The 12,364-nt window shown below is 65.8% G+C and carries 14 protein-coding genes; 8 read left to right on the top strand and 6 right to left on the bottom strand.

What is annotated here, in order from left to right; all coding sequences use genetic code 11:
- Positions 1-3: 3 nt before the first annotated feature.
- The 4 genes from L0U81_RS13485 to pyrF all read left to right on the top strand — a co-directional run bounded on the left by L0U81_RS13485 (position 4) and on the right by pyrF (position 3,934).
- A complete protein-coding gene (locus tag L0U81_RS13485; RefSeq protein WP_233803406.1) occupies positions 4-804 on the top strand; it encodes an SDR family NAD(P)-dependent oxidoreductase in 801 nt (266 codons plus the stop codon).
- Complete coding sequence (locus L0U81_RS13480) at positions 801-1,742, top strand: SMP-30/gluconolactonase/LRE family protein (RefSeq protein ID WP_233803404.1); 942 nt, start codon at positions 801-803, stop codon at positions 1,740-1,742. Before L0U81_RS13485 ends, L0U81_RS13480 begins: the two co-directional genes overlap by 4 nt.
- A 220-nt stretch (positions 1,743-1,962) precedes the next feature.
- Positions 1,963-3,024: an aldose 1-epimerase gene (locus L0U81_RS13475; RefSeq protein ID WP_233803402.1), complete on the top strand. Its 1,062-nt coding sequence runs from the start codon at positions 1,963-1,965 to the stop codon at positions 3,022-3,024.
- Positions 3,025-3,118: 94 nt separating this feature from the next.
- Positions 3,119-3,934, top strand: a complete 816-nt coding sequence (pyrF, locus tag L0U81_RS13470; RefSeq protein WP_233803400.1) for an orotidine-5'-phosphate decarboxylase — start codon at positions 3,119-3,121, stop codon at positions 3,932-3,934.
- Positions 3,935-3,955: 21 nt separating this feature from the next.
- On the opposite strand, the gene L0U81_RS13465 is transcribed toward pyrF, so the two are convergent.
- The 4 genes from L0U81_RS13465 to thiL all read right to left on the bottom strand — a co-directional run bounded on the left by L0U81_RS13465 (position 3,956) and on the right by thiL (position 6,708).
- Positions 3,956-4,486 (bottom strand): cupin domain-containing protein, encoded by a 531-nt coding sequence (locus L0U81_RS13465; protein WP_233803398.1) that lies wholly within the window; start codon positions 4,484-4,486, stop codon positions 3,956-3,958.
- A gap of 45 nt (positions 4,487-4,531) precedes the next feature.
- Positions 4,532-5,032, bottom strand: a complete 501-nt coding sequence (locus L0U81_RS13460; RefSeq protein ID WP_233803396.1) for a CinA family protein — start codon at positions 5,030-5,032, stop codon at positions 4,532-4,534.
- Between the two features lie 109 nt (positions 5,033-5,141).
- Entirely contained in the window at positions 5,142-5,717 is a 576-nt protein-coding gene (locus tag L0U81_RS13455; RefSeq protein ID WP_233803394.1) for a phosphatidylglycerophosphatase A family protein, read from the bottom strand.
- A complete protein-coding gene (gene thiL / locus L0U81_RS13450; protein ID WP_233803392.1) occupies positions 5,707-6,708 on the bottom strand; it encodes a thiamine-phosphate kinase in 1,002 nt (333 codons plus the stop codon). Before thiL ends, L0U81_RS13455 begins: the two co-directional genes overlap by 11 nt.
- A gap of 187 nt (positions 6,709-6,895) precedes the next feature.
- On the opposite strand from thiL, the gene L0U81_RS13445 reads away from it, so the two are divergent.
- The 3 genes from L0U81_RS13445 (at position 6,896) to L0U81_RS13435 (ending at position 10,645) form a co-directional block, all read left to right on the top strand.
- Positions 6,896-9,235, top strand: coding sequence for an NADP-dependent malic enzyme (locus tag L0U81_RS13445; RefSeq protein ID WP_233803391.1), 2,340 nt, complete (start codon positions 6,896-6,898; stop codon positions 9,233-9,235).
- Between the two features lie 422 nt (positions 9,236-9,657).
- Positions 9,658-10,068 carry a ribonuclease gene (locus L0U81_RS13440; protein WP_233803389.1) on the top strand — a complete coding sequence of 137 codons (411 nt, stop codon included), beginning with the start codon at positions 9,658-9,660 and terminating at the stop codon, positions 10,066-10,068.
- Positions 10,069-10,084: 16 nt separating this feature from the next.
- Positions 10,085-10,645: a barstar family protein gene (locus L0U81_RS13435; protein ID WP_233803387.1), complete on the top strand. Its 561-nt coding sequence runs from the start codon at positions 10,085-10,087 to the stop codon at positions 10,643-10,645.
- Positions 10,646-10,777: 132 nt separating this feature from the next.
- On the opposite strand, the gene L0U81_RS13430 is transcribed toward L0U81_RS13435, so the two are convergent.
- Positions 10,778-11,518, bottom strand: a complete 741-nt coding sequence (locus L0U81_RS13430; RefSeq protein WP_233803385.1) for a 16S rRNA (uracil(1498)-N(3))-methyltransferase — start codon at positions 11,516-11,518, stop codon at positions 10,778-10,780.
- A gap of 19 nt (positions 11,519-11,537) precedes the next feature.
- Positions 11,538-11,951 (bottom strand): VOC family protein, encoded by a 414-nt coding sequence (locus L0U81_RS13425; protein WP_008923880.1) that lies wholly within the window; start codon positions 11,949-11,951, stop codon positions 11,538-11,540.
- 191 nt (positions 11,952-12,142) lie between these two features.
- Here L0U81_RS13425 and L0U81_RS13420 point away from each other — a divergent pair, with 191 nt between their 5' ends.
- Positions 12,143-12,349 (top strand): hypothetical protein, encoded by a 207-nt coding sequence (locus L0U81_RS13420; RefSeq protein ID WP_233803383.1) that lies wholly within the window; start codon positions 12,143-12,145, stop codon positions 12,347-12,349.
- Positions 12,350-12,364 lie beyond the last annotated feature (15 nt).

Genomic DNA, 12,364 nt, shown 5'->3' with positions numbered 1-12,364 from the left:
ACGATGTCGTCTCCTGCCAATGCAAGCGTCCGCCTCGCGGACACCGCGTACGCGCGCTATCCGAGCCTCGTCGACCGTACGGTGCTGATCACGGGCGGCGCGACCGGCATCGGCGCATCGTTCGTCGAGCACTTCGCGGCGCAGGGCGCTCGCGTCGCGTTCTTCGATATCGACGCGAGCGCGGGCCAGGCACTCGCCGACCAGCTCGGCGACTCGAAGCACAAGCCGCTGTTTCTGAGCTGCGATCTGACCGACGTCGACGCGCTGCAAAAAGCGATCGCCGACGTCAAGGCGGCGCTGGGTCCCATCCAGGTGCTCGTCAACAACGCGGCCAACGATAAACGCCACCAGATCGGCGAGGTGACGCGCGAGTCGTTCGACGCGGGCATCGCGGTCAACATCCGCCATCAGTTCTTCGCGGCGCAGGCCGTAATGGAGGACATGAAGGCCGCGCGCAGCGGCTCGATCATCAACCTCGGCTCGATCAGCTGGATGCTGAAGAACGGCGGCTATCCGGTGTACGTGATGTCGAAATCGGCGGTGCAGGGTCTGACGCGCGGCCTCGCGCGCGACCTTGGCCACTTCAATATCCGCGTCAACACGCTGGTGCCGGGCTGGGTGATGACGGAGAAGCAGTTGCGTCTGTGGCTCGACGACAACGGCCGCCGCCAGATCAAGGAAGGCCAGTGCATCGACGCCGAGCTGATGCCGGCCGACCTCGCGCGCATGGCGCTGTTCCTTGCCGCCGACGACAGCCGCATGATCACCGCGCAGGACATCATCGTCGACGGAGGCTGGGCGTGAGCGTCAACCCGCGCGCGCAGCGGGCCACACTGCTGCTCGACGCGCAATGCGAGCTTGGCGAAGGCGCGACCTGGTGCGCGCAGAGCGGCCGCTTCTACTGGACCGACATCGAAGGCGCGCGGCTGTGGCGCTACGATCCGGCCGACGGCAGCAGCGAATCGTTCGATATGCCCGAGCGGCTCGCGACGTTCGCGCTGTGCGCGAACCCGCGCTTCCTGCTCGTTGGTCTTGCTTCGCATCTGGCGTTTTTCGATCTGGACAGGGGCACCACGCAGCGGATCGTCGACATCGAGCCCGGTCTCAACACGCGCGTGAACGACGGCCGCTGCGATCGGCAAGGGCGCTTCGTGTTCGGGACCAAGGACGAAAGTGGAAAACTGCAGGCGATCGGCGGCTTTTACCGGCTGAATCGCGATCTGTGGCTGGAACGCTTACCGTTGCCGGCGCCGGCGATTTCGAACAGTATCGCGTTCAGTCCCGATGGCGCGACGATGTACTACTGCGATTCGCCGACGCGTGAAATCCGCGCGTGCGACTATCGCGCGGACGGCGGCATTGCGAACGATCGCCTGTTCACTCGCCTGAGCGATCCGAACGGCCTCCCCGACGGCTCGACCGTCGACAGCGACGGCGGCCTGTGGAACGCGCAGTGGGGCGGTGCGCGCGTGGTGCGCTACGGTCCCGATGGCGTGGAAACCGAGCGCATCGACGTGCCGACCACGCAGCCGAGCTGCGTGGCGTTCGGCGGTCCCGCTCTCGGTCGGACTGCGGGCGCCACACAGGTCGATGCGCCGCTCGACACGCTGTACATCACGAGCGCGTACGCCGAGCTCGACGCGACGGCGCGCGCGGCCGACACGCTCGCGGGCGGCGTGTTCGTCGCGTCGCTCGCGCGCCACGGTGTGGCCGAGCCGCTGTTCCAGGGCGCGCCCATCTAGCGCAGAATGACGCAGCCCCGGCCGCGCGCCGGGGCCGCGATCCTGAAGGTGAAGCAGAAGTCGATGTGGCAGTTTCGGTCTGCGAGCGACCCGCCCGCGACCGGCCGGCAACGAATCGGCAGCATGCAGTTCGGACTTGAGGCGACCTGGTCACAAAAAATCGCCCGCAACACCCGTCAACCCCGACGGCAACGTCCCACGCCTCTCGATGGAGCCAGATATGACTGTTGCGAATCTCGTTTCAGCCTCATCCACCACGTCCCAAACCCGACGCTCGCGACTTGCCGCGGCGGCCAACCCCGTGCTGGCGGGCCCGAGCACGTCGGCGGTGGCGGTCGGCGAAAGCAGCGCCGGCGATATCGCTTGCATCACGCTCGCCAACGCGCAACTGCGCCTCGACGTCGCGCCGACGCTCGGCGGCGGCGTGACCCGCTTCGACTGGCGCGACGACGGCGCGCTGACGCCGATCTTCCGGCGTTGCCGCCACGTCGGCGTCGACACGCAACCGAACCAGCTCGCCTGCTATCCGCTGCTGCCGTATTCGAACCGCATCGGCGGCGGTCATTTCAACGTGGCCGGGCGGCGCGTCGAGGTGCCGCGCAACCGCGCCAACGAACCGCTGCCGATTCACGGCGACGGCTGGCTCGCGCAATGGCAGGTGCTCGACGCGGATCGCGAACACGTGCGGCTCGCGCTCGATCACCTCGACGGCAAGCCGTACGCGTTCCGCGCGACGCAAACCTATAGGCTCGAGGGCCCCACGCTCGTCATCGTGCTCGAAATCGAAAACGCTGGCCGCGAGACGCTGCCGTTCGGGCTCGGCGTGCACCCGTTCTTCGTGCGCGACGCGGATACCGAGCTGTCGGCGGCGGCGGGCGGCCTGTGGCTGTCGGGCGACGACTGGCTGCCGGTGCGTCACGTCCCGGCGCCGCCCGCGTGGCAGTTCGGCGTCGCGTATCCGCTGCCGGAGACGATCGTCAATCACGCGTTCACCGGCTGGAGCGGCCAGGCGGCGGTGGTGTGGCCAAAGCGCCGGCTGTCGCTGAACATCGCCGCCGATACCGACTACTACGTGCTGTACACCCCGCCCGGCGAAGACTTCTTCTGCTTCGAGCCGGTCGACCATCCGATCAACGCGATGAACCTCGCCGGCGGCGCGAGCGAAAACGGCATGACGCTGCTCAAGCGCGGCGAGCGCCTGACGCGCACGTTCCGCTTTACGGTCGAGCGCACCGGGCTGCGCTCGATGCCGGGCGGGCGCGGCGCGCGGCGCAAGCCATAGCGAGGCGAGGCGAGGCGGCGCTGCGAGGAGCCGCGCACGAGACGCGGGTAAAATACGCGCCTCCTCCGATTACCGGCTCGCCGCGAGACTCACCATGTCCAATTTCATCCAGACACTCAACGACGCCTGGCAGCGCACGAACTCGCTGCTTTGCGTTGGCCTCGATCCCGAGCCCAGCAAATTCCCGGGCGTGCTCGCGGGCCGCGCCGACGCGATCTTCGAGTTCTGCCGCACGATCGTCGATGCGACCGCGCCGTACGCGTCGTCATTCAAGCCGCAGATCGCCTACTTCGCCGCGCATCGCGCGGAGGACCAGCTCGAGCAGTTGATCGCCCACATCCACGCGAACCATCCGGGCCTGCCGGTGATTCTCGACGCAAAGCGCGGCGATATCGGCAGCACCGCCGAGCAGTACGCGCGCGAGGCATTCGAGCGCTACCAGGCTGACGCGGTGACGGTCAATCCGTACATGGGTTTCGATTCGATCGAGCCGTATCTCGAGCACGAGGGCAAGGGCGTGATCGTGCTGTGCCGCACGTCGAACCCGGGCGGCTCCGATCTGCAGTTCCTCGAAATGGGCGGCCGGCCGCTGTATCAGGTCGTCGCGCAACTGGCCGCGCAGAAGTGGAATGCGAGCGGCCAGCTCGGGCTCGTGGTTGGTGCGACGTTTCCGAAGGAAATTGAAGTGGTGCGCGGGATCGTCGGCGACATGCCGCTGCTGATTCCGGGCATCGGCGCGCAGGGCGGCGACGTGCAGGCCACCGTGAGCGCCGGCCGGACCGCGAATGGCACCGGCATGCTGATCAATTCGTCGCGCGCGATCCTCTATGCGGGCAAGGGCGACGACTTCGCGCAAGCGGCCGCGCAGGCCGCGAAGGACACGCGCGACCGGATCAACGCGTTTCGTTGAACGGACGGGCGGCGCGGCGCGCTAATTCGCCGGTCCGAGCCGCCCAATCAACTCCGCATGCCGCGGATGCCGCGCCTTCAGCGCGTCCACATCCGCGAGTTCGAACTCGCTGAATTCGAAACCCGGCGCGACCGTACAGCCGACCAGCGCGAACGTTGCCGGATCGGCGCACTCGGCCGCGAACCACACGCCTGCCGGCACGACGGCCTGACACACTGTCTCGGGATGCGTAAGCGGATTGCCGAGCCGGTGCGTGACGAGCGTGCCGCTGGCGCCGCTTTCGTCCAGCACATGGACCAGCAGCGGCTCGCCGGCATAGAAATGCCACACCTCGTCGGAGCGGATCCGATGCCATGCCGAATGCGCACCGTCGCACAGCAGGTAATAGATTGCGGTCGACGCCACGCGCGTGTCGTCGGTTTTGCCCGGTTGATCGGCTCGCAGCACGCGCGCGGCCGAACGGTAGGTCTCCGCGAAAAAACCGCCCTCAGGATGCGGCTTCAGTTCGAAGCGGTGGATCAGTTCGTCAGCGATCGAGCGCGAATCCGGCATAGGTCCGTCTCCTCAGCGATGGTCGGATAGCAGGCCGCGCCCCGTTCAATGCTCGCGCTCGTCGAGCAGCGCCAGCAGACCGCGCAGCGCGTGCGCCGCGGCCTGCACGCGGATCTGCTCGCGGTCGCCCTTGAAAATCTTCGTTTCCACCGACGTATGCAGCCGGTTGCTCCAGCCGAACGACACCATGCCGACCGGCTTGGTCTCGGTGCCGCCGCCGGGTCCGGCGACGCCGGTGGTCGACAGCGACACCTGCGCGCGGCTGTTGCGCAGTGCGCCTTCGGCCATCGCGCGCGCGACCGGTTCGCTGACCGCGCCGTGCTTTTCGATCAGGTCGGCCGGCACGCCGATCATTTCGCTTTTCGCCTGGTTCGAATACGTGACGAAGCCGCGCTCGAACCAGCCGCTGCTGCCGGAAATGTCGGTGATCGCGGTCGCGACCATGCCGCCCGTGCAGGACTCGGCGGTCACGAGCATCAGGCGCTCGTCGCGCAGACGGTTGCTCACGCGGATCGCAAGCTGATGAACGACGGAATCGGTAGGCATGGCGTCAGTCAATCCGGAAAACGAAGCCGGCCGTGAGGCGCGGCGAACGGCAAAGGCCGGGCGGCGACCAGAAGAGTCGAACTGCACTCAAACGGTGTTCAGGCAGCGCTCAAACCGACATCCGCCACAGTGCAATCACGAGCAACGAAAAGAATGCGGCGACCAGATCGTCGAACATGATGCCAAAGCCACCTTTCAGCCGGCGGTCGAAGTAGCCGATGGGCGGTGGCTTCACCATGTCGAAGAAGCGGAAGATCACGAACGCCCACACCTGGCCGCCGAGCGAGACAGGCGTGACCATCAGCAGCACGAGCCAGAACGCGACGATTTCGTCCCACACGACCGCCGACGGATCCTCGACGCCGAGCCGCTTCGCGGTGAAGTCGCACAGCGCGATGCCGCCGAGAAAGCCGACGATGATCAGCACGCCCCAATCGATGACCGTCAGATAACGGTTCAGCACCGCGAACGAGGCCCACGCGAACAGCGTGCCGGCCGTACCCGGCGCGACCGGCGACAGACCGCTGCCGAAGCCGAGCGACAGAATGTGGACCGGATGCGACAGCATGAAGCGCGCGCTCGCGCGACGCGGCTGATCGGGTTTCGGCGCGCGCGGTCGGGGTGCCCGGGGCGGCTCGCCGCCGATGATGTCGTCGGCGGGGCCGAGCGAGGGGTCATTCTGCATGGAAGTGATCGAAACCTTGCAACGTCACGGTGAGCGGCGCGCCGGCGGCGTTGTGCCACACGATGGCCGGGCGGTCGGTGTCCGCCGCCAGAGCACTTATTGTACCGATGCGGGTGACAGGCACGGACGCCTTCTGCGCGGCGGCCTCGACCGCGGCGCGCGCAGCGCTGGGCGCAGTGAAGCACAACTCGTAGTCGTCGCCGCCCGCGAGGGTGCAGCGCTGCTGGATGTCGGGCGCGAGGCGGCGCAGCGCGGCCGAGCGCGGCACCGCGTCGACGTCGACGCTCGCGCGCACCGACGAGCGCTCGAGAATATGCAGCAGATCGCCGGCGAGTCCGTCCGACAGGTCGAGCGCCGCGTGCGCGATGCCGCGCAGCGCGAGGCCGAGCGCGATGCGCGGCTCGGGGCGTTCGAGCGCGTGGCGGAACATCGCGGCGTCGTTCGCATGGGCAGTCCATTCGCCGCGCTGCACGCCGAGGCCAGCGCGGGCGTCGCCGAGCGTGCCGGAGATCCAGATGTCGTCGCCGGGTTGCGCGGCATCACGGCGCAATGCCGTTTGTGGCGGCAGGCTACCGAACACCGTGATGCACAGATTGAGCGGGCCGCCCGTCGTATCGCCGCCGATCAGCTCGCAACCGTAACGCTCGGCCAGCGCGAACAGGCCGTCGCTGAACCCGGAGAGCCAGGCCTCGTCCGCTTTGGGCAGCGAAAAGGCCAGCGTGAACGCGAGCGGCTGCGCGCCCATTGCGGCGAGGTCCGACAGATTGACTGCGAGCGCCTTGTGGCCCAGCGCTTCGGGATCGATATCAGCGAAGAAGTGACGGCCTTCAACCAGCATGTCCGTCGATATCGCCAGCATCTCGCCCGCACGCGGCGCCAGCAACGCGCAATCGTCGCCGATGCCGAGCGTGACGCTCTCCGCAGTGGACGACCGGGTAGTGGCGGCGCGGCGGGCGAAGAAGCGGTCGATCAGCGAAAACTCGGAAAGCATGATGGCGGACGATGAACGGAGAGCGGTGGAGAAATAGCGCGGATTGTGATTGTTGGGCGCGGTGTCCCTTCGCACGCGCCAGACCACCCGTATCGCGCACAACTCGCGGCGTAACGCGCTTTCACGCTGTTTCAGTCGCGGCTGTTGTACCCGTATTGAAGGAATTGCGTAGGCGATTGGGGCTACAATGCCGTCGAACGTCTATTCTAATCTGCACTTCGAAGCCCGCCTTATGTCGAATCCCGTCAATACCAAACTCCGCGAAGCCGCTCTCGATTACCACGAGTTCCCGACTCCCGGCAAGATCGCGATCGCCCCGACCAAGCAGATGCTCAACCAGCGCGACCTCGCGCTGGCTTATTCGCCGGGTGTCGCGTTCGCGTGCGAGGAAATCGTCGAAAGCCCGTTGAACGCCGCGCGTTTCACCGCGCGCAGCAACCTCGTCGGCGTCGTCACGAACGGTACCGCGGTATTGGGTCTCGGCAACATCGGGCCGCTCGCGTCGAAGCCGGTCATGGAGGGCAAGGCCGTCCTGTTCAAGAAATTCGCCGGCATCGACGTGTTCGATATCGAGATCAACGAGACCGATCCGCACAAGCTGGTCGAGGTGATCGCCGCGCTCGAGCCGACTTTCGGCGGCATCAACCTCGAAGACATCAAGGCGCCGGACTGCTTCATCGTCGAGCGCGAATGCCGCAAGCGCATGAAGATTCCGGTCTTCCACGACGACCAGCACGGCACCGCGATCGTCGTCGCGGCGGCGGTCACCAACGGCCTGAAGGTCGTCGGTAAGGACATCAAGGAAGTCAAGCTGGTTGCCTCCGGCGCGGGCGCGGCGGCGCTCGCGTGTCTGGACCTGCTCGTCGACATCGGCCTGCCGCTCGAAAACATCATCGTGACGGACCTCGCGGGCGTGGTCTACAAGGGCCGCACCGAGCTCATGGACCCGGTCAAGGAACGCTTCGCGCGTGAAACCAGCGCCCGCTCGCTCGCCGAAGCGATCGGCGGCGCGGACATTTTCCTCGGTCTGTCGGCTGGCGGCGTGCTCAAGCAGGACATGGTCAAGCAGATGGCCGACAGGCCGCTGATCCTCGCGCTCGCGAACCCGACGCCGGAAATCCTGCCGGAACTCGCGCTCGAAGTGCGCCCGGACGCGGTGCTGTGCACGGGCCGTACCGACTACCCGAACCAGGTGAACAACGTGCTCGTGTTCCCGTTCCTGTTCCGCGGCGCGCTCGACGCCGGCGCGACGACGGTCACGCGTGAAATGGAAATCGCCGCGGTCAACGCGATCGCCGAACTGGCGCGCCAGGAGCAGAGCGACATCGTCGCGACGGCGTACGGCATCCAGGATCTGTCGTTCGGGCCCGAGTACCTGATTCCGAAGCCCTTCGATCCGCGTCTGATCGTCAAGGTCGCGCCCGCGGTGGCGAAGGCCGCGATGGAATGCGGCGTCGCCGAGCGTCCGATCGAGGACATGGACGCGTACTGCCAGCATCTGCAGCAATTCGTCTACCACAGCGGCACCACGATGAAGCCGATCTTCCAGCTCGCACGCAGCGTCGAGCCGGAAAAGAAGCGCATTGTGTTCGCGGAAGGCGAAGAAGAACGCGTACTGCGCGCGATGCAGATCATCGTCGACGAAAAGCTCGCCAAGCCGATCCTGATCGGCCGGCCGGCGGTGATCGAACAGCGTATCGCACGCTATGGCCTGCGACTCGTGGCGGGGCAGGACTATACGGTCGTCAACACCGATCATGACGAACGTTATCGCGATTTCTGGCAGGAATACGCGAAGATGATGTCGCGCAAGGGCATCACCACGCAGATGGCCAAGCTCGAAATGCGCCGCCGCACCACGCTGATCGGCTCGATGATGGTCAAGAAGGGCGAGGCGGACGGCATGATCTGCGGCACGGTCAGCACGACCCACCGTCATTTGCACTTCATCGACCAGGTGATCGGCAAGAAGCCGGGGGCGAAGGTCTACGCGGCGATGAACGGGCTGGTGCTGCCGAACCGGCAGATCTTCCTCGTCGATACGCACGTGAATGTCGATCCGACGCCGGAAGAGTTGGCCGAGATCACGATCATGGCAGCCGAGGAAGTGCGCCGTTTCGGTATCGAGCCGAAGGTTGCGCTCGTGTCGCATTCGAACTTCGGTTCGAGCAACGCACCGACCGCGCAGAAGATGCGCGATACGCTCGCGATCCTGCGTGAACGCGCGCCGGAGCTGCAAGTTGACGGCGAAATGCACGGCGATGTCGCGCTCGACGCCAACCTGCGCCGCGAAGTGCTGCCCGATTCGACGCTCGAAGGTGACGCGAACCTGCTGGTGCTGCCGAACATCGATGCGGCCAACATCTCGTACAACCTGCTGAAGACGGCGGCCGGCAACAACATCGCGATTGGCCCGATGCTGCTCGGCGCGGCCAAGCCGGTGCATGTGCTGACGCCGTCGGCGACGGTGCGCCGGATCGTCAACATGGCGGCGCTGCTGGTTGCGGACGTGAGCGCAACTCGCTGATCCGCGCATCGTTACCGGGCCGCGACAGGCCCGGCGCCGGTTCTCCAACCGGCGCGCCCTGAAAAAAAGGCGTGCCCGCAATGGGCACGCCCTCAGGGCAAGCTGGGGATCGCCACCCCGAAAAATGGCAATGACACAGCCTTTCGGCTGGGTAGTTCCAGGCTCTAACAACCGTTATCGACCACCTCGGCCAGCGGCCGCTTGCACCGCTCACACGCTGCGTTCGATCACGGTCAGGCTCAGTTTATCCCGATCGGGCTAAACATTCTGTCAAATGTCGTCAAAGTCTCGACCACTGGCTTTCGCGGGGCGTGCAATGGCTGTCGTTGGGCCGTCGAACGTTGATTCCAAAGGCTATTAGCGATACCCTTACGACTTTCATGGTCGTAAAACTCGTGATCCGACAGCGGGAAACCTGATACATGGCACGCAACTGGTTGCGCATAAAAGGCGTGCTGATCGGTGCCGCCGTGCTCTGCGCATGGTCGACCGCGCCCGACGCGCTGGCGCGAGACTACTCGGCGCCTGCCGGGGCCGAAGCGGAGGTAGGTACCATCGCGCTCGCGCAGTTGCCGCGCGAGGCGGTCAATACGTTGAACCTCATTGCCGCCGGCGGGCCTTACCCGTTTGAGAAGGACGGCATCGTATTCGGTAACTACGAACGGGTGCTGCCCGCTCATCGGCGCGGCTATTACCACGAATACACTGTTCCCACGCCTCACGCGCGTAATCGCGGGGCGCGCCGCATCGTCTGCGGAGGTCCGCTACAGCGAACCGACAATTGTTACTACTCGGACGACCACTACACCAGTTTTAATCGTATTGTTGAATGACATCGGGATGAATGGCATGAGCGACAACATCTACGCGCACGATTCCGGAGTCGCGACGGATCTTTTCGCGGCCGGCGACGGCAATTTGTTCCAACGCGTCATGAAAATGCGCGCCGGCGAACAGGGCCGCGACAATCAAAGTGAGGCTGGCACGGTGGTTTCATCGAACGAGGAGCCAATGAGCCTTTTCAGGACGGTGCGGCCGAATATCGTCCAGTCGATCCGCGCGTTCCGCGTGCAGGATCTTGCCGACGAAGCCAGCCAGCTCGGCCAGCACTTTCTGTATGCGTACTGTGCGAACGCGGCCTCGAAGCAGGAAGTGCTCGAGACGATCGCGACATCGTTCCTGTTTCCCAAGCATTTCGGCAAGAACTACGACGCTCTCTACGATTGCCTGACCGACCTCGTGCACAAGGCGGGCGCGCAGCCCGGCTTCGTGATCGTGCTCGAACAGCTGCCGGTCGCGCAGAAATTCGACAAGGAAGGGCGCGAGACGCTGCTCGACGTGTTCCGTGAAGCGGCCGAATTCTGGGCCGAGCGCAAGGTCGCGTTCCGGGTGTTTTACTCGTTCGTCTGAGGCTCGGCCGATTTTCGCCTGTTCAGGCACAATTGCTCGAATCCGGCAGCGAACGTCGCGGTAAAGACGGCAAAGGCCCGCTAACTGGCGGGCCTTTGCTTTTGGCGCGTTGCTTTGCTGGGCAAATCCGGCTTACCAGCCGCCCCAACGCGCCGCTAGCGCCGCTAGCAACGCAATTCCCGCAGTCTCCGTACGCAGCACGCGCGGCCCCAAGCCCACGGCGGTAAAGCCTTGTGCGACGGCGGCGGCTTCCTCGTCGGCGGAAAGGCCGCCTTCGGGGCCGATCAGCAGCGTCACGCAACCTTGTGGCGGCGCGTCGGGCAGTGCCGCGAAGCCGATGCTCGCGCGCGGCGACAGCAGCAGGCGCAGCTCGTCGGGGGCCGGCTCGCGCGACAGCGTATCCAGCCACGAGTCAAATTCCTGCACCGGCATCACCCTCGGCAGACGATTACGCCCGCACTGTTCGCACGACGCCCGCACCACACCCTGCCAGTGCTGCTGCCGCCGCTGCGCGCGCTCGCCGGTGAGCCGCACGACGCTGCGCGCGGTCGCGAGCGGCACGAAGCCCGTGGCGCCGAGTTCGACCGCCTTCTCGATCAGCCAGTCCATCTTGTCGCCACCGGCGATGCCTTGCGCGAGCGTCAGCCGATACGGCGGCTCGACCTCGAGCGCGCGAAATTCGCCAATCTTCACGTGAGCCGACCGGCGCTCGACCTCGACGAGCCTGGCGCCGTATTCGCCGCCCTCGCCGTTGAACAGCACGAGCGAATCGCCGGGCTGCAGACGCAGCACGCTCACGTGGCGCACGACGTCGTCGGGGAGCGCGATCACGTCATCGGGGTAAAGCGGCGTATCAACAAAAAAACGGGGCATCGACGAAAGACTCTCGAATTCAGGAAAGGTGGCGGGCGAGCGCCCAGCGATAGCCGTCGATATCCTCGACCTGCGCGAAGCGGTCGCCCCAGAACTGGTCCTGCGGCTCGCTCAGCGACTTCGCGCCGGCCGCGAGCGCGCGAGCATACACGGCGTCGACGTCCTCGACATAGACATAGAACGATTGCGGCGCGATCGTGCCCGCGCTTTTCGGGGTTTTCGCGGTCGAGCCGAACGCGCCTTCGGGCGCGAACATCACGATCAACTGGCCTTGATAAGTCATCTCGACGTGCATGACGACGCCGTCGTCCTGCACGCTGTCGCGCACATCGAAGCCGAACGCCGCCGAAAAGAACGCCGTCGACGCGCGCGCGTCGCGCACCGTCAGATAGGGGGTCAGCCAGGGCACACCGGCGGGGCGGGGGGCGGTCATGGAGTTCTCCGGATCTCGTGAGACAGCGAGGCCACTGTTTCGAGTTTCGGTCGGGCGCGGCATGCCGGCATCGCTCGAACCGATTCGCACAAGGTGTCCTCGTTTCAAATGGATGGCTTCGTCAACGGGTTCAGTTTATCGCGCACCGATCGCGCTGCCGAGAATAGCCCCGCGTGCAAGGCTGGTTCGTCATGACGCAGCGAATCGATGCCACGCGCGGCGAGCGCGAAGGGGGCGGGCACGGTTGGAACAACAGGGAGGCGTTCACGGCGGACGGGCTCGATCAGCAGCGTGGCGAAAACAGCGGCTCGAATTGTAAATGGGGTGGCATGGCGGCGTGCGTTGAACCAAGCGGCGAGGCGGCTTTCCGGGCCGGTTACGGGTTAACCTTCTGCTAGAATGTGATGCTTTCA

Source organism: Paraburkholderia sp. HP33-1, assembly GCF_021390595.1.
In the GTDB taxonomy this organism is placed as follows: domain Bacteria; phylum Pseudomonadota; class Gammaproteobacteria; order Burkholderiales; family Burkholderiaceae; genus Paraburkholderia.
Note: the sequence above shows the minus strand (reverse complement) of the source record. Positions and strands in the feature narration are given on the sequence as shown.